This window comes from Rhodococcus sp. HM1 (assembly GCF_023218075.1).
Lineage (GTDB): Bacteria > Actinomycetota > Actinomycetes > Mycobacteriales > Mycobacteriaceae > Rhodococcus.
On the sequence record NZ_JALPTB010000029.1, the window covers coordinates 49,681 to 66,158 of the forward strand.

At 69.3% G+C, this 16,478-nt stretch carries 19 protein-coding genes; 14 read left to right on the forward strand and 5 right to left on the reverse strand.

Features of this window, described 5'->3' with window-relative positions; genetic code table 11:
* Nucleotides 1-42 precede the first annotated feature (42 nt).
* From M1M07_RS16450 to hisI, 6 genes are all read left to right on the forward strand, one after another.
* Nucleotides 43-1,122 (forward strand): ABC transporter substrate-binding protein, encoded by a 1,080-nt coding sequence (locus M1M07_RS16450; protein ID WP_248674920.1) that lies wholly within the window; start codon nt 43-45, stop codon nt 1,120-1,122.
* Nucleotides 1,119-2,744, forward strand: a complete 1,626-nt coding sequence (locus M1M07_RS16455) for an ABC transporter permease (RefSeq protein WP_248674896.1) — start codon at nt 1,119-1,121, stop codon at nt 2,742-2,744. Before M1M07_RS16450 ends, M1M07_RS16455 begins: the two co-directional genes overlap by 4 nt.
* Before the next feature lie 153 nt (nt 2,745-2,897).
* Complete coding sequence (priA, locus tag M1M07_RS16460; RefSeq protein WP_197251341.1) at nt 2,898-3,632, forward strand: bifunctional 1-(5-phosphoribosyl)-5-((5-phosphoribosylamino)methylideneamino)imidazole-4-carboxamide isomerase/phosphoribosylanthranilate isomerase PriA; 735 nt, start codon at nt 2,898-2,900, stop codon at nt 3,630-3,632.
* 4 nt (nt 3,633-3,636) lie between these two features.
* Nucleotides 3,637-4,464: an inositol monophosphatase gene (locus M1M07_RS16465; protein ID WP_248674897.1), complete on the forward strand. Its 828-nt coding sequence runs from the start codon at nt 3,637-3,639 to the stop codon at nt 4,462-4,464.
* Nucleotides 4,461-5,234 carry an imidazole glycerol phosphate synthase subunit HisF gene (hisF, locus tag M1M07_RS16470; RefSeq protein ID WP_197252029.1) on the forward strand — a complete coding sequence of 258 codons (774 nt, stop codon included), beginning with the start codon at nt 4,461-4,463 and terminating at the stop codon, nt 5,232-5,234. Before M1M07_RS16465 ends, hisF begins: the two co-directional genes overlap by 4 nt.
* Complete coding sequence (gene hisI, locus M1M07_RS16475; protein WP_197252028.1) at nt 5,231-5,581, forward strand: phosphoribosyl-AMP cyclohydrolase; 351 nt, start codon at nt 5,231-5,233, stop codon at nt 5,579-5,581. Before hisF ends, hisI begins: the two co-directional genes overlap by 4 nt.
* A 26-nt stretch (nt 5,582-5,607) precedes the next feature.
* Here the strand turns inward: hisI and M1M07_RS16480 are convergent, their stop codons facing one another.
* On the reverse strand, nt 5,608-6,048 hold the full coding sequence (locus tag M1M07_RS16480) for a hypothetical protein (protein ID WP_197252027.1): 441 nt from the start codon (nt 6,046-6,048) through the stop codon (nt 5,608-5,610).
* 61 nt (nt 6,049-6,109) lie between these two features.
* On the opposite strand from M1M07_RS16480, the gene M1M07_RS16485 reads away from it, so the two are divergent.
* On the forward strand, nt 6,110-6,289 hold the full coding sequence (locus tag M1M07_RS16485; RefSeq protein WP_197252026.1) for a 4-oxalocrotonate tautomerase family protein: 180 nt from the start codon (nt 6,110-6,112) through the stop codon (nt 6,287-6,289).
* A 58-nt stretch (nt 6,290-6,347) separates the two neighbouring features.
* On the forward strand, nt 6,348-8,843 hold the full coding sequence (gene pepN, locus M1M07_RS16490) for an aminopeptidase N (RefSeq protein ID WP_248674898.1): 2,496 nt from the start codon (nt 6,348-6,350) through the stop codon (nt 8,841-8,843).
* Here pepN and M1M07_RS16495 read toward each other — a convergent pair.
* Nucleotides 8,830-9,558, reverse strand: a complete 729-nt coding sequence (locus M1M07_RS16495; RefSeq protein ID WP_248674899.1) for a MerR family transcriptional regulator — start codon at nt 9,556-9,558, stop codon at nt 8,830-8,832. The genes pepN and M1M07_RS16495 overlap by 14 nt on opposite strands.
* A 61-nt stretch (nt 9,559-9,619) precedes the next feature.
* Here M1M07_RS16495 and M1M07_RS16500 point away from each other — a divergent pair, with 61 nt between their 5' ends.
* Complete coding sequence (locus M1M07_RS16500; protein WP_248674900.1) at nt 9,620-10,081, forward strand: DUF6194 family protein; 462 nt, start codon at nt 9,620-9,622, stop codon at nt 10,079-10,081.
* 7 nt (nt 10,082-10,088) lie between these two features.
* On the opposite strand, the gene M1M07_RS32790 is transcribed toward M1M07_RS16500, so the two are convergent.
* The gene (locus M1M07_RS32790; protein WP_269437598.1) at nt 10,089-10,217 is read right to left on the reverse strand and encodes a hypothetical protein; all 129 of its coding nucleotides are present in this window, start codon (nt 10,215-10,217) and stop codon (nt 10,089-10,091) included.
* Between the two features lie 108 nt (nt 10,218-10,325).
* Here M1M07_RS32790 and M1M07_RS16505 point away from each other — a divergent pair, with 108 nt between their 5' ends.
* Genes M1M07_RS16505 through M1M07_RS16515 form a run of 3 tightly spaced genes read left to right on the forward strand, consistent with a single transcriptional unit; the run spans nt 10,326 to nt 11,797 of the window.
* Nucleotides 10,326-10,667 carry a helix-turn-helix transcriptional regulator gene (locus M1M07_RS16505; protein WP_248674901.1) on the forward strand — a complete coding sequence of 114 codons (342 nt, stop codon included), beginning with the start codon at nt 10,326-10,328 and terminating at the stop codon, nt 10,665-10,667.
* Nucleotides 10,668-10,670: 3 nt separating this feature from the next.
* Nucleotides 10,671-11,177: an SRPBCC family protein gene (locus tag M1M07_RS16510; RefSeq protein ID WP_248674902.1), complete on the forward strand. Its 507-nt coding sequence runs from the start codon at nt 10,671-10,673 to the stop codon at nt 11,175-11,177.
* Nucleotides 11,177-11,797, forward strand: coding sequence for a dihydrofolate reductase family protein (locus M1M07_RS16515; protein WP_248674903.1), 621 nt, complete (start codon nt 11,177-11,179; stop codon nt 11,795-11,797). The genes M1M07_RS16510 and M1M07_RS16515 overlap by 1 nt, the downstream gene beginning before the upstream one ends.
* Before the next feature lie 25 nt (nt 11,798-11,822).
* Here the strand turns inward: M1M07_RS16515 and M1M07_RS16520 are convergent, their stop codons facing one another.
* Together M1M07_RS16520 and M1M07_RS16525 are read right to left on the reverse strand one after the other, a co-directional pair.
* The gene (locus M1M07_RS16520; protein ID WP_248674904.1) at nt 11,823-13,244 is read right to left on the reverse strand and encodes an acyl-CoA synthetase; all 1,422 of its coding nucleotides are present in this window, start codon (nt 13,242-13,244) and stop codon (nt 11,823-11,825) included.
* Between the two features lie 79 nt (nt 13,245-13,323).
* Nucleotides 13,324-13,938, reverse strand: coding sequence for a winged helix DNA-binding protein (locus M1M07_RS16525; RefSeq protein WP_197252019.1), 615 nt, complete (start codon nt 13,936-13,938; stop codon nt 13,324-13,326).
* Nucleotides 13,939-14,207: 269 nt separating this feature from the next.
* Here M1M07_RS16525 and M1M07_RS16530 point away from each other — a divergent pair, with 269 nt between their 5' ends.
* Nucleotides 14,208-15,401 (forward strand): Rieske 2Fe-2S domain-containing protein, encoded by a 1,194-nt coding sequence (locus tag M1M07_RS16530; protein ID WP_248674905.1) that lies wholly within the window; start codon nt 14,208-14,210, stop codon nt 15,399-15,401.
* A gap of 3 nt (nt 15,402-15,404) precedes the next feature.
* Nucleotides 15,405-16,460, forward strand: coding sequence for a 2Fe-2S iron-sulfur cluster binding domain-containing protein (locus tag M1M07_RS16535; RefSeq protein WP_248674906.1), 1,056 nt, complete (start codon nt 15,405-15,407; stop codon nt 16,458-16,460).
* Nucleotides 16,461-16,478 lie beyond the last annotated feature (18 nt).

Genomic DNA, 16,478 nt, shown 5'->3' on the forward strand with positions numbered 1-16,478 from the left:
ACCCGGCCGCACGCACTCCCCAGGAGAATCATTTTGACGACCATGCACCGACGTGCCTTCCTCGCCCGCTCGCTGGGCGGCCTCGTGCTGCTCGGCGGAGGATCCGCCCTGCTCGCCGCCTGTTCCGGCAGCGACGGCGAATCCACCGGAGGCTCCGACGGCCCGCGCTCGCTGACGTTCCGCCTGTCGTACACCCACGGCGTCTCGTTCGCCGGCACCTACCTGGCGATCGCCGACGGGTTCTACGCCGCACAGGGTTTCGACACCGTGGAGCTCGTCGAGGGCGGACCCACCGCGACCCCGACACCTATCGACGTGGCGGTCGGCAAGGCGCTGATCGGGGTGGCGTCGTCCCCCGACCAGGTCGCGACCGCGCGCCTCAACGGCGGCGCCGGGGTCAAGATTGTCGGTGCGCTGTACCAGAAGAATCCCTACTGCGTCACGTCCCTCGCCTCCTCGCCGATCCGGACCCCGCAGGACATGGTCGGCAAGACCATCGGTGTCCAGGCGGTCAACGAAACCGTCTGGGCCGCATTCCTCGCCGGCGCCGGCGTCGACCCGGCCTCCGTCCGGACCGTTCCCGTCCAGTTCGATCCCACCCCGCTGACCGCGGGCGAGGTGGACGGCTGGTTCTCGTTCGTGACCAACGAACCGGTGACCCTCGCCGCGGCCGGGCATGCCGTCACGACGCTGCTGCTCGCCGACCACGGCTACCCCCTCGTCGCGCAGGTCTACGTCGCGGACGAGTCGTCGCTCGCGGGGGATCGGCGCGCGGACGTGCTCGCCTGCCTGACCGCCGAGATCGAGGGCTGGATCGCCGCGATCAAGGATCCCGACCGGGCAGCGACCATCGCGATCGAGCAGTACGCACCGGACCTGGGTCTCGACGCCGCCGTGCAGAGCGAGATCGCCCGCGTCCAGACCGGGCTCGTCGTCACCGACGACACCCGCCGGTCCGGGATCATGACGGTCACCGACGAACTCGTCGCGCAGAACATCGCCACCCTCGCCGACTCCGGCCTCGACATCACCGCCGAGGACCTGTTCGATCTGTCGCTGCTCGCCGAGATCTACGAGACGCGACCCGAACTGGCGACGGCGCTCGCCGACGTCGCCGGATGAGTACCGCCACCGCCGCCCGGCCCGTCACCGAAACCTCGGCGGCCGTCCCGGCGCGTCGGAGCAGGACGTTCCGGGTCGACCGCAGGTTGATCTCGGGCACAGTGGGATTCGCTGTTCTCCTGCTGGTGTGGACGGGTCTGGCGCTGCTGCGCCCGGCGCTGTTTCCCACGCCGGCAGCGGTTCTCGGCGCGTTCGTCGACGACCGCGCGCTGATCGCGGCCAACACCGCGGCGACCGTGCGGATCGCGGCGGCCGGTTGGCTGGCCGGCAACGTCGTCGCGCTCGCCGCGGCCGGACTGGTCGTGCTGGTGCCCCGGCTGGAATCGTTCGTGCTGCGGATCGCCGCGATCGTCTCGTTCCTGCCCGTCCTGGCGATCGGGCCCGTGCTGTACGTGCTGCTCGACGGGGACGCCCCGAAGATCGTGGTCGCGTCCCTCGGGGTGGTGCTCACCACCGTGGTGGGGGCGCTCGTCGGCCTGCGATCGGTGAGCCCGGCCGTGCTCGACGTCGTGCGCGCGGCCGGCGGCGGTTGCGGCGCGCAACTGCGTTTCGCGCGCCTGCGGGCGAGCCTTCCGAGTGTGCTGGCGAGCCTGCGCATCGCCGGACCCGCCGCCGTGCTCGGCGCCATCATCGGTGAATATCTGGGTGGCTCCGACGGTCTCGGTCCCGCCATGATGACGGCCCAGCAGCAACTGCAGGTGCCCCGCACGTGGGCGCTCGCGCTCGCGGCGACCGCCGTCGCGGGCATCGCCTACGCGCTTCCCGCGCTGGTGAACCGCGTGACGTCGCCGTGGACGCGCACGGTCTCCGCGTCCTCGGTGACGGTCGGGTCCACCGGCGCCGCCGGGCACCGTGTCGGGCTGCTCGGACTCGCCGGGGGGTTCGTGGCCTCGGTGGTTGTCATGATCGCGGCGTGGTGGGCGGCCGTCGAACTGTTCGACCTCAGCTCGTTCGTCGCCAAGACCCCCGACGACGTCGTCCGCTACCTGCTCACCGGCGACGACGCGGCCGCGCACCGGGCCGAGGTGTTCGGCGCGCTGGGCCAGACACTGTCGTCGGCCGCCGTCGGCTACCTCGCGGGAACCGCGGTGGCCTTGGTGCTCGTGACCGCGTTCGTGCGCTTCCCGGCGCTCGAGTACGTGATGATGCCGCCGGCGATCGTCCTGCAATCGGTGCCGCTGGGCGTGTTCACCCCCGTCTTCATGATCATCTTCGGTCGGGGGCTGTTCACCGCCGCCTTCATCTGTGCTGCCGTCACCTTCTTCCCGACACTCGTGATGACACTCGCCGCCGTGCGGGCCGTGCCCAGCAGCATCACCGACGTGTTCGCGGTATCCGGAGCAAGCGCCCTGCGCACCTTCGTCGGTGCACAGCTGCCCGCCGCGCTGCCCGCGCTGCTGGCCGCCGCCCGTATCGCCGTGCCCGCCGCGGTCGTCGGCGCGTTGCTGGTGGAGTGGCTCGCCACCGGGACGGGCATCGGGTACCTCATGCTCCGCGCGACCACGACCTTCTCGTACGACCAGTTGTGGGCCGCCGTCGTGGTGTGTACGGGCACGATGATCGTCGCCTACACGATCGTCTCGGCACTCGAGTCGACGGTGTTCGCGCGGATGGGGGAGTGACGGAATCGCCGCGCATCCTCGGGCGGCGCAGAGCCGCCGAGCGAACAGACAGGAGCGCGCTGCCCGCCGCGCGCGGCTGTCTTCTGGATCTGCGGCAGGGTCGACCGCGGCACGTTTTCCGGGTCGAGGGCGCCAGGCACTATTGTGGGCGCAGTGAGCCTGGTCCTTTTGCCTGCAGTCGACGTCGTCAACGGTGAAGCAGTTCGCCTCGTTCAGGGAGAGGCGGGTAGCGAAACCAGCTACGGCTCGCCGCGTGACGCCGCCCTCGAATGGCAGAACGCCGGAGCCGAGTGGGTGCATCTCGTCGACCTCGACGCCGCCTTCGGTCGCGGCGACAACCGGGACCTCCTCGCCGGTGTGATCGGTGAGCTCGACGTCAAGGTCGAGCTGTCCGGTGGCATCCGCGACGACGAGACGCTCGCCGCGGCCCTCGCGACCGGCTGCGCCCGCGTGAACATCGGTACCGCAGCCATCGAGAACCCGGAATGGTGTGCCCGCGCCATCGCCGAGTATGGCGACCGCATCGCCGTCGGTCTCGACGTCAAGCTCATCGACGGCAATTGGCGCCTGCGCGGCCGCGGCTGGGTCTCCGACGGCGGCGATCTGTGGGAGACGCTGGAGCGACTCAACCAGGACGGCTGCTCCCGGTTCGTCGTCACCGACATCACCAAGGACGGCACCCTCACCGGCCCGAACCTGGATCTGCTGAGCGAGGTGGCGAACGCGACCGACGCGCCCGTCGTCGCCTCCGGTGGTATCTCGACCGTCGACGACCTGCGGGCGATCGCGACACTGGTGCCCGAGGGTGTCGAGGGTGCGATCGTCGGCAAGGCGCTCTACGCGGGACGGTTCACCCTGGCCGAAGCGCTCGACGCCGTCTCCCGGTGAGCCGATGACCGACACCGCCGACCTGTCGAGGCTGCTTGCGGTCGCGAGTGAGATCCTCGACGGCGCGGCGGAGCGGTTCGTCGCCGGTCGCGGCGCGCCCCGATCGGTCGACAAGGGTCCCGACGACTTCGCCACCGATCTCGATCTCGAGCTGGAGCGACGCATCAGCGGCGAGCTCACCGAGCGCACCGGCATCGCGGTGCACGGTGAGGAGTTCGGCGGACCCGGCGCTGGGACGGGCACGGTGTGGCTGCTCGACCCCATCGACGGCACCGTGAACTACTCCGCCGGCCTGCCCACCGCCGGGATCCTCCTCGCGCTCGTGCACGACGGCGAACCGATAATCGGGTTGACGTGGCTCCCGCTGGTGGGGGAGCGGTTCGCTGCCACGGTCGACGGGCCCCTGCTGCACAACGGCGTGCCCGCCGAGCCGCTGAAGCCGGGCCGGCTCGCCGACGCGATGGTCGGCGTCGGCAGCTTCGACATCGACAGCCGCGGCCGTGTCCCCGGCACGCGACGGCTCGCGGTCATCACCGAACTGAGCCGGCGCGTATCCCGGCTGCGGATGCACGGCTCGACCGGTGTGGACCTGGCCTACACCGCCGCCGGGGTACTCGGCGGTGCCGTGGTGTTCGGGCACCATCCGTGGGACAACGCGGCCGGGGTGGCCCTGGTGCGCGCCGCCGGCGGTATCGCCACGGACTTCACCGGCGCACCGTGGCGGATCGGTTCCGGCTCGGTGGTCGCGGCCGCGCCCGGCGTGCACGACGAGATACTCGACATACTGGAATCGGTGACCGATTCCCGCCTCGAAGGAGAACAACAACCATGACCCTGGCAGTTCGGGTGATCCCGTGCCTGGACGTCGACGCCGGACGCGTCGTCAAGGGCGTGAATTTCGAGAACCTGCGCGACGCCGGTGACCCCGTCGAACTCGCCGCCCTCTACGACGCACAGGGCGCCGACGAACTGACCTTCCTCGACGTCACCGCCTCGAGCGGTGACCGCGGCACGATGCTGGACGTGGTCACCCGCACCGCCGAGCAGGTGTTCATCCCGCTCACCGTCGGTGGCGGTGTGCGCACCGTCGAGGACGTGGACCGGTTGCTGCGCGCCGGCGCCGACAAGGTCAGCGTGAACACCGCCGCGATCGCCCGCCCCGAGGTGCTGCGCGAGATGTCCGAGCGGTTCGGCGCCCAGTGCATCGTGCTGTCCGTCGACGCCCGCACCGTCCCCGAGGGGCAGGAACCCACCCCGTCCGGTTGGGAGGTCACCACCCACGGCGGTCGCCGCGGCACGGGCATCGACGCGGTCGAATGGGCCCGCCGCGGTGAGGAACTCGGGGTCGGTGAGATCCTGCTCAACTCGATGGACGCCGACGGCACCAAGGCCGGATTCGATCTGAAGATGATCGAGGCCGTCCGCGCCGCCGTGTCCGTGCCGGTCATCGCCAGCGGCGGCGCCGGTGCCGTCGAGCACTTCGCGCCCGCCGTCAAGGCCGGGGCCGACGCGGTGCTCGCCGCCAGCGTGTTCCACTTCGGGGAACTCACCATTCCCCAGGTCAAGGACGCCATGCGGGCAGAAGGGATCACGGTGCGATGACCAACATTCTGGACCCGCGGATCGCCGACCGACTCAAGCGCAACGACGCCGGGTTGTTCGCGGCCGTCGTGCAGGAGAAGTCGACCGGCCAGGTGCTGATGATGGCGTGGATGGACGACGAGGCGCTCGCCCGCACCCTCGCTACCCGCAAGGCGACGTACTTCTCGCGGTCGCGCAACAGCTACTGGGTCAAGGGCGAAACCTCCGGGCACACCCAGTACGTGCACGAGGTGCGGCTGGACTGCGACGGTGACACGGTGCTGCTCGTCGTCGACCAGACCGGCGCCGCCTGCCACACCGGCACCCACACCTGCTTCGACACCGACGTGCTGCTCGCCGCCGAGTAGAGCCGTCGGCAGGCCGGGGCCGATGCTCAGGACGCGGTGAGCGACAGGAGGAATCCGCCTCCGGCGGAGTCGATCCGCGCCGCGACCTTCAGGTCGGGTGCCAGGCGCGACATCCGGTCCACCAGCCAGGCACCGGCTTCGGTCGCGTCGGCTTCCGTGGGGCAGCGTGCGACGGCGACGCGGCCGCCCTTGCGGGTGAGCTGATCCACCACCCCGATGATCGGGGCGGGGTCGACGACGAAGAGGTGCTCGGCCCACGGCACCACCGGTTTCACCGCGCCCTTCTTCGTGTTGCACGCGCGGTGGGCCAGTCGTTCCTGCCCGCCCTTCGCGCCCTTCTTCGCGGTGGTGAGGGCGTCGACGCTGGGGCCGCGCGGATCGTTGACCGACATGTCCGGGTCCACGGGTTCGTCGCAGAGCCAGCATCGCCACGCGTCGCGCTCGCCCACTTCGTCCAACCTGCTCATGCCGTGAACGCTACACAGCGCGCGTGAGAGGTCCGAGGACGGTTGTGGCACAGTGTCCTACATGCCACTGATCCAGATCAGCCAGACACCCGGCCTGACCACCGAGCAGAAGGCCGCCGTCATCGCCGCGGTCACCAAGGCCTACGCGGAAACCTCCGGCAAACCCGAGTCGTCGGTGTGGGTGACCCTCACCGAGGTGCCCCGCGAGAACTGGGGTGTGGGCGGGGTTCCGCTCGGCTGACCCGCGACGCCACTTCCGGTGACGGCGGATCCGGGTGCGGGCACCATAGGATCGTCGCGTGAGCACCGCGAACCTGACCCGAGCCGAGACCGCGACCCGCGCGAACGCCGTCCGCGTGCACGCCTACCGCGTGGAACTGGACCTGCGGGACGCGCCCGATTCGGCGACCACCGGTTTCGCGACCACCACCACGATCGAGTTCACCTCGACGAGCAGTGAGACCTGGCTCGACTTCCTGGGGCCGTCCGTCGAGTCCGTCACCGTCAACGGCGTCCCCGTCACGGTCGCGTACGACGGGGCGCGGATCGCGTTGAGCGGGCTGGCCGAGGACAACGTGGTGACGGTCGTGGCGACCGGCGAGTACAGCCGGTCCGGAGAGGGCCTGCACCGGTTCGTCGACCCCGCCGACGGACAGACCTATCTCTATACCCAGTACGAGCCCGCCGACGCGCGCCGCGTCTTCGCGTGCTTCGAGCAGCCGGATCTCAAGGCGCCGTTCACCTTCGACGTGGCCGCACCCGAGGGATGGCAGGTCGTGTCCAATCAGGCCGTCGCGCACCGGAATTCGGTGCTGGGTGGGCAGCGCGTGGTGTTCGCGCCGACCCCGCCGATGTCCACCTACATCACGGCGGTTGTCGCCGGCCCCTATCATCTGGTCGAATCATCCTGGAGCCGGGGCGATCTCACCGTCGACCTCGGTGTGCTGTGCCGGGCGTCGCTCGCGCAGTACCTCGACGCCGACGCGATCGTCGAGATCACCGAGCAGGGGCTGGACTTCTTCGCCGAGCACTTCGGCTACCCGTACCCCTGGGGCAAGTACGACCAGGTGTTCGTACCCGAATACAACCTCGGTGCGATGGAGAACCCCGGCTGTGTCACCTTCACCGAGTCCTACGTCTTCCGGGGCGCGGCGACCGCGGCGCAGTACCAGGGCCGGGCGAACACGATCCTGCACGAGATGGCGCACATGTGGTTCGGCGACCTCGTCACCATGAAGTGGTGGGACGACCTGTGGCTCAAGGAATCCTTCGCCGACTACATGGGTTCGCTCGTCAGCGCGGAGGCCACCGAGTTCACCGACGCGTGGGTGGCGTTCGCGAACCGGCGCAAGGCGTGGGCATACCTGCAGGACCAGCTGCCCACCACGCATCCGGTGGTCGCGGACATCGTCGACCTCGAAGCCGCCAAACTGAACTTCGACGGCATCACCTACGCCAAGGGTGCCTCCGTCCTGAAGCAACTCGTCGCGTATGTGGGCCGGGACGCGTTCTTCGAAGGTGCTCGCCGCTACTTCCGTGCCCACGCCTTCGGCAACACCACCCTCGACGATCTGCTCACCGAACTGTCGGCGACCTCGGGGCGTGACCTGACCGGCTGGGCGCGCGCGTGGCTGCAGACCACCGGCGTCTCCACGCTCACCCTCGAACCCGCCGGAAGCGACGGGTTCGAGATCGTCCAGAGCGATCCGCGGCCACACCGCCTCGCGGTCGGGCAGTACGACTTCGACGAAAGCGGAAACCTGGTGCGGCGCTACCGCATCGAGGTCGATCTCGAACAGCGCCGCACGCGGGTGGACCTCGCCGACGCACCGCTCACGCTGCTCAACGACGACGACCTCACCTACGCGAAGATCCGGCTCGACACGCGCTCCCTCGCCACCGTCGAGGAGTCGCTCGACCGGATCACCGATCCGCTCGCCCGCGGTCTCGTGTGGTCGGCGTTGTGGAACGCCACCCGTGACGCCGAACTGCTCGCCACCCGGTACGTGACGATGGCGCAGCGCTTCGCCCCGGCCGAATCGAACCTCGCGCTGCTCGGCTCCGTGCAGACCAATGTCGCCACCGCGATCGAGCACTACCTGCCGGAAGCGGCGCGCTCCGGCTACCGTCGCGCGTGGCTCGACTCCGCGTGGGCCGCGCTGCACGCCGCGGATCCCGGCTCCGGCGCGCAACTCGCCTGGGCGCGGACGGTCGCGGCGGCGGCCGTCTACGACGACGCCCGCGCCGCGGACATCCGGGCCGTCCTCGACGGCGCCGCGCCGCCGCCCGAGGGACTGGCGCTGGACCCGGACCTGCGCTGGTCGTTGTGGCTGGCGCTGGCCGCGACCGGGCATGCCGACGCCGCCGACCTCGACGGCGAACTGACCCGCGACGACACCGGTTCCGGTCGCACCGCGCACCTGCGTGCCCTCGCGGCCCGACCCGCCGCCGACGTCAAAGCCACCGCGTGGACCGCGATCCTCACCGATCGCAGCCTGTCCAACGAGCACCTCGACGCGACCATCGCGGGATTCCGCGCCGGTGGTCGACGAGACCTGACCGCGCGCTACGACACCGACTACTTCGCCGCGATCCGCGGGGTGTGGGACGAGCGGAGTATCGAGATCGCCCGGCGGATCGTCGTCGGCCTGTTCCCGGACACCGACACCGTCGCACTCGCCGACGGCTGGCTGGATGCGCACCCGGACGCTCCGGGGGCGCTGCGCCGCTTGGTGCTCGAGCAGCGCGATCATCTCGCCCGCGACCTGCGGGCTCAGTTGGTCAACCGACCCTAGGGGATTGCGCCGGGCCGATCAGCGATCGAAGCGCGGCAGCACCGTCGAGCAGGGCCCGCGCGCGGGCATCGATGTTCTCGCCCCGGGCGGTCAGCGCCGCGCTCAGCTCGGCGCGGCCGCGGGCGGCCCGCAACCGGGGCAGCACCTGCCGCAGCTGCGGGATGCGGTACCCGGCGAGGCGCAGCTGATGGACGATGCGCGCGTCCCGCACGTCGGTGGGGGAGTAGCGGCGCGGGCCGCGCGCCCCGGCCCGGTCCGGCACGAGGAGCCCTTCCGCTTCCCAGTGCCGCAGCGTCGAGACCCGCACCCCGAGCGCGCCGGCGAGTTCGGCGATGCTCATGGCGTCGGAGGGGTGGACGTCGTCGATCGGTTCGGTGGAGATCGCCGCCGCCGCCTCCTGCGCGAGCGCGAGGTCGCGGCGTTCGGTGTGGAGGCGTGCGTGGGCTGCGTCGAGGAGCGCGAGCAGATCCGACGCCGGGTAGGTATGCGCCGCGCGGACGATCGCCTTCGCCTCGACCGGCCCCACCCCCGCAGCCAGGGCCCGGTAGGCGCATGCGGATTCCAGGTGCTCCTCGCCGTAGATCCGGTAGCCGGTATCCGATCGGGCCGCCGGTGGCAGCACGCCGTCGCGTTCGAGATTGCGGATCTGCTGGACCGAGTACCCGGCACCGCGCGCGACGTCGCTCGTGCGCAGCCGCGAATGGCGACTTTCCACCGATTCTCCTCGCTGTTTGCGGTCCAGGTCTCCACAAGCACTTGAATGAAACACTCGAGACATGAGTATCGACGAGATCATCGACTTCGTCACCGAACCCGGCGGCGTGCTGGCCTTGCGGCCGGTTCCCGGCGACGGCTCACCCGAGATCAGCTGGGGCGACACGTTCTTCTACTACGCCCCGGACGGGCGGATACCGGAGGGGACCCAGCCGTTCGCGACGATCGTGACCAAGGACTACCCGGGTGACGAGAAGTCACAGCTGAATCGTCCGGATGCCTTCCGGCTCAACGTCTTCGCCGGAAAGGATGCGTTCATCGCGCGGACGGGCGTGCGACCGCGCGAGGCGGGGACGCTCGAGACCGACCCGAGCGTGGTAGACCGGATCTTCGCGCATCCGGTGTACGGCACGCTCGGGTGGCTGTCGGTCGTGAACCCGGGACGCGGAACCGACGCCGACGTGCGGGAGTTGCTGGCGCAGGCCCACGCGCTGGCGCGGTCGCGCTACCGGCCGGGGCGCTGACCTGCCTTCACGCTCGGGGATACAGCAACCGCGCCCGGGCATTCACCGCGTTCATCCGCGTGTACGCGGCCTGCAGCAACTCGGTGACGCCCTCGAGTTCGGAGGCGATCCACCCGATCGTGGCAGTGTTCGTCATGGCAGATGAAGCCGGTGGGGTCGGACACGTTCGGTGCGGCGACCCATCGGTAGAAGCCTCCCGGTTCTCTGCCATTGACGCATTCCGATATGGGAATATGATTGGGTTATGGCACGAGCAGCAACGACGTCGGACGTCTTCAACGCGATCGCGGAGCCGCAGCGCCGGGAGATCCTGATGCTGCTGCGCGCGGGGGAGCGACCGGTGACCGAGTTGGCCCAGGAGCTGAGGATGACGCAGCCGGGGGCGTCCAAACACCTGCGGGTGCTCCGGGAGGTCGGGCTGGTGCGGGACCGCAGGGTCGGCAAGCAGCGCCTGTACGGCCTCGACGCCCGCGGGCTGCGGCCGGTTCACGAGTGGACCGGCGGATTCGAGCGGTTCTGGAACGAAAGCTTCGACCGGCTGGACAAGTACGTGCAGGAACTCGAGCAGACAACGCGAGAGGAATAGCTGATGAGCGCAACGGGACGAGGAGTGCCGGCTCGGTCCGCAACGGCGGACCGCGAGATCGTGATCGACCGAATCATCAAGGCCCCGAGGGATCTGGTGTTCGAGGCGTTCACCGACGTGCGGCACCTGTCACGGTGGTGGGGTCCGGACGGATTCACGACCACGACGCGGGCGTTCGAATTCCGCGTCGGCGGGGAGTGGGACTTCGTGATGCACGGCCCGGACGGGACGGACTACCAGGAGTGGATCTCCTGGACCGAGATCTCCCCGCCGGAGCGGATCGCGCTGGTCCACGGCGAGTTCCGCGGCGACCCGAGCGCTTTCGAGTCGGTCCTGACGTTCGAGCCCGCCGGTGCGGCGACCCGGATCGAGATGCGCACGGTGTTCCCCACCAAGGAGCTGCGCGATCAGGCGGTCGAGCAGTACCACGCGGTCGAGGGCGGCCGGCAGACCTTGAGCCACCTGGACGCCTATGTCACCGAGATCGTCCGGAAGGCGGCGGAGGGCTGATGACCGGGAAGGTGTTCTTCAGCGTGTCCATGTCGCTGGACGGATTCATCGCGCCCGAGTCCCTCGACGACCTGATGGGCCGGCAGTGGATGGAACTGCAGCAGTGGGTCTTTCCGCAGCGATTCTTCCGGGAGAACCTGAAACTCGGCGAGGGTGGTGAGGAAGGACGCGACAACGACATCCTGCGTCAGACGTTCGAACGTACCGGCGCCAGCGTGATGGGCAAGCGCATGTTCGACGGCGGCGAGCAGGGGTGGCCGGAAGATGCGCCGTTCCACACCCCGGTGTTCGTCGTGACACACGAGAAGCGTGACCCGTGGGAACGGCCCGGCGGCACGACCTTCCACTTCGTCAACGACGGTATCGAGGCCGCGCTCGAACGGGCCCGAGTGGCCGCCGGCGACCGGGACGTCCGCATCGCGGGCGGCGGCGCCACGATCCTCGAGTACCTGAACGCCGGCCTGATCGACGAGTTCTCGATCGCGCTGTCACCGGTGCTGTTCGGCTCCGGGATCCGCCTGTTCGAGGGTGTGGACGCGGAGCGAGTGGCCCTGGAGCCGGTACACGTGGAGTCCTCGCCGAGGGTGACCCACCTGACCTACGCCGTGCGCCGCCGGTAGCTGTGTGGGCGCCGAGCCGGGGCGCTCACCGCCCGGCCTGGTGCTCTTCCACGAGAATCTTCTTCTGCACCTTGCCCATAGCGTTGCGAGGGAGCGTGTCGACGAAGTGGATCTCCCGGGGCCGCTTGTGGATCGACAGGGTGCGTGCGACGAAGTCGGAGAGCGTCCGCGCGTCGTTTCCTTCGCCGACGACGAATGCAACGATGCGCTGACCGAGATCGTCGTCGGGGACTCCGACGACTGCGGCCTCGCCGACGTCCGGGTGATCGAGCAGTGCCGCCTCCACCTCGCCGGCGCCGATCCGGTAGCCGCCCGACTTGATCATGTCGATCGACTCGCGGCCGACGATGCGATGGAATCCTGTTTCGTCCACGACTGCGATGTCCCCGGTCCGGAACCATCCGTCGGCGGTCATCGACTCGGCGGTCTTCTCCGGGTTGCGGAGATATCCGTCGAAGAGGGTGGCGCCCGTGATCTCGAGGTTGCCCAGGGTCTCGCCGTCGTGCGGCACGTCGCCGCCGGAAGCGTCCCGGATCCGGCTGCGGACCCCGTCGATCGGGAGGCCGACCCACCCGGGGCGGCGTTCGCCGTCCACCCGGGTGCTCAGCGTGATGATGGTTTCGCTCATGCCGTAGCGCTCGATGGGCGCCGATCCGGTCAACGCCCGCAGCCGTTCGAAGACCGGCACCGGGAGCGGTGCGCTCCCCGACACGAGCAGTCGCGCGGAGCCGAGGGCGCGAGCGGACGACTCGTCGGCGCAGACCCTCGACCAGACGGTCGGTACCCCGAAGTACAGCGAGCCCGCCGCAGCCGCATAGGAATCCGGGGTCGGCCGGACGGTGTGATGGAGCGGCGACCCGTGCCGCAGTGCGCCGACGACCCCGAGGATCAGCCCGTGGACGTGGAACAGCGGCAGGCCGTGGACCAGGGTGTCGTCCGGGTTCCAGTCCCAGGCCTGTGCCAGCCCGTCGAGTCCGGCGGCCACGGCCGAGCGGGAGAGCAGCACACCCTTCGGTGCACCGGTCGTCCCGGAGGTGTACATGATCATCGCGGTTCGGTCGGCGGCCGGTTCTCGGTGAGTCGAACCGGATCGGGCAGTGATGTCGACCGGGACGGTCTCGAGCGCGACGTCCTCGCGAGGGTCGCCGAGCCAGAGTTGCGCGCGGGAGTCGGTCAGGATGTGTCCACGCTCGGCAGGGCCGGAGTCCGGGGGCACCGGCACCACGGGGACACCGGCGGTCAGGCAGCCGGTGACGGCGACGATCGTCTCGAGGCTTGCGGTCGCATCGATGGCGACGGCACTCGCCCCGGCGACCCGGTCGGCCACGGCCGCCGCAGCGGCGGTCAGTTCCGAACGGGAGAGTGCCCGATCGCCGACCCGGACTGCCGGGCGGTCCTCGGCGTCGGGGGAGAGCGCGGCCAGCAACGGCCGGGTGTCGTCGGTCATGTGTCGATCCTTTTCAGGGGTCGCCGGTGACGCACCCGGGAGACCCGGGTGCATAGGGGGGGATGGATGAGGGGGTCGGTCAGTCGGAGGTGCGCTTCGCCGAGCGGCGGGGTCGCGATCCGTTCTCGAGGGGCTCGAACAGCACGGCCGTGTTGATGGTGGCGAGTTCGCGGCTCGCGGCCTCGTACAGGCCGGTGAGCACCTGCATCGATCGCGACGCGTGCCGCATCTTCGTGGTGATGTCGCTGAGTTCCTCGAGTTTGGACACGAGGGTCTCGCGGCGCAACTGGGCGTAGCGGTCGGTGACGGCCCGACCCTTCTCGGTGACGGTGAAGACGGACGAGGTGCCGGCCTTCCGTCGTTCGAGCAGGCCGAGGGTGACGAGTTTGCGGAGGTTGTACTGCAGGTTCGGCAGATCCTCCCGGTTGGTCAGTTGAGCGATCGTCGCAGTGTCCTTGGACCGTTCCTGCATCCGGACGACGTGCAACGCCACGATCTCGTTGAACGCCAGGTCGAGGTCGGTGGCCGTCCGGATCGCCTGGACGGCGAAGCGTTGGAACCCGCCCTCGGCCTGGAGGATTGCGAACTCGAAGGACGTCAACGCGTCCTCATAGGCGTTCTCGGCGAGATGCCAGCGCCTGCCGTCGGGCAGGGGGGTGTTGTCGTCGGTCGGCTCGGAGTCTGCGCTGGTCATCACTGTCTTCCGGGGTCGGCCCGGGCTCATCGCCCCGCGACGCGGTGCGCCGCGCTGGTCAACGGTACCAAGCCCGGCCGCACAGCATCAATGAAAATTGCACGAAATTTCCATTGACTCTCGATCGAAGTTCGATATTGTGGTGTCGGACACAGTGAGTGTCGCTCCACTTCTCGGATCACCCGATTCGCGGGTTCTCATCCCGGTTGCGTCTCAGCCCACAAGATCGCGACCGATCCCACAATCACCACCTCCAGGGAGGTCATTCCATGACCGCTATTTCGCACAGTGGATCCTCGGCGGGCGTCACCCGCCAGTACGCCCCGTATGTCCAGGCGGACTGGGGATTCGCCAATCACTGGTACCCGGCCCTGCTGTCCAGTGAACTCGAGGACGGCACCGCCAAGGGCGTCACCATCGGCGGGCACGACATTGCCCTGCGCCGTAGCGCAGGCAAGACCTACGCGGTGTCGGACCGGTGTATCCACCGAGGCGTGAAGCTCTCGGCGAAGCCGATGTGCCTGTCCGAGGGCACGATCACCTGCTGGTACCACGGCTTCACCTACGGACTCGACGACGGGAGTCTGACCACGATCGTCGGCAATCCCGACGACTCGCTGATCGGAAAGGCCCGCATCCGGACATATCCGGTGGAAGAGGCGAACGGGATCATCTACGTGTTCGTGGGTGAAGAGGACTTCGGGACTCCGCCGCCGTTGGCCAGCGACCTTCCGGCTCCGGTTACCAACGACCCCAACGATTCTCCGGTTCCGCACCTGCTCGACGAAGGTGTCGTGATCCGTGGGATCCACCGCAAGCTGGTCGGCAACTGGCGCCTCGCCGCGGAGAACGGCCTCGATCCGGGCCACCTGCTGGTGCACTGGGACAACCAGATCCTCGTCGCCCTCGACCGTGCCCTGCCCCTCGGCGTCAACGCGCTCACCGACTCGGCGACCGAGGAAATCGACATCGAGAACGGTCCCAAGGGTGTGATGAACCGCTACGACCGTCCCGACCTGTACCAGCCGGTCCTCGACAACCCCAAGGTCAACATGAAGGCCCGCGGCACGGTGCCGCACTACTTCCGCACCTCGCTGTGGGTTCCCGGCGTCCTGATGGTCGAGCACTGGCCGATCACCGACCACGTCCAGTACGAGTTCTACGTCCCGATCGACGACCACCACCACGAGTACTGGGAGGTCATCGCCACCCGCGCCCGCACCGACGAGGAGATCGCGGAGTTCAATTTCAAGTACGACAACTTCATGCTGCCGCTGGCGCTCGAGGGCTTCAACAACAGCGACGTCTTCGCCCGTGAGGCCACCGAGGAGCACTACACCCGTTTCGACGGCTGGAACAACGAAATGCTCTGCGACATGGACTATTCCATCATCGCGTGGCGCAAGATGGCGGCCCGTCATCCGCGCGGGTTCTTCGAGTCGCCGTACCTGGACGAGGACTGACCCATGACGATCACCCCGACCGAAGCGGTGGCGGCGTCCGAGGCCGGCGTCGCCCACACGGTAGACCTGACGTTCGCGGACGGCACCAGGACGGTGACCGTGCCGGCGGGTTCGACGGTCCTCGAGGCGGCGACGGCCGCCGGGGTCCGTCTGGTCAGCCAGTGCACCGTCGGCACGTGCGGCACGTGCGTCGGCAAGGTCGTCCGTGGCGACCTCGCGATGCCCGAGGATCGCGTGTTCTCGTTGCGGCAGGACGAGATTCGCGATGGACAGCGACTGCTGTGCCAGTCGGTGGCGTGCGCGGACAGCGAGGTCGAGCTCGACTACCCGGCCTCGATGCTCGACGAGTACCCGCTCGTCGCCGCCACCGCCAAGGTCGGGGCGATCACCTGGCTCGGTGAGTCGGTGGTCGAGTTCGTGCTCAAGCTGCCGAAGTCCGTCCGGTTCGCCTTCCGTGCCGGTCAGTACGTCCGGATGCGGGTACCGGGCACCGACGAGTGGCGCTCGTACTCGATGGCCTCCGGTGAGCGGGACCGCAAGAAACTCGCCTTCACCATTCGAGTCCTGCCGTCCGGGGCGATGTCGGACTACCTGCGCGACGCCGCCTCCGTCGGTGACCTGATCGAAATCGAAGGTCCCATCGGCGGATTCGGCCTCGCGGAGGAACCGGGACCCACGCTGATGATCGCCGGCGGCACCGGTCTCGCACCGATGCTGTCCATGCTCGAGAACCTGCAGACCGCCCGCGAGGACCACCCGATCCGCTTGGTGTTCGGCTGTGCCCGGGAGGTGGACCTGTTCCACCTCGACGAACTCGACGCCCGCCGGAGCTTCATGCGCACTCTCGACGTCCGGGTGACGTGCGACGAGCCGACCTCCATCGACGAGGTCCTGACCGGGAACCCGGTCAGCGTCCTCACCGAGGACGACGTCCGCGACCCGCGCACCTCCGCCTACCTGTGCGGACCGCCGGCGATGCTCGCCGCCGCACACGACCGGCTGGTCGAACTCGGCCTGCCCGCCGAGCGCATCCACGCCGAGCAATTCCTTCCCAGCTAGCCGCTCCGCGGCCCCCCT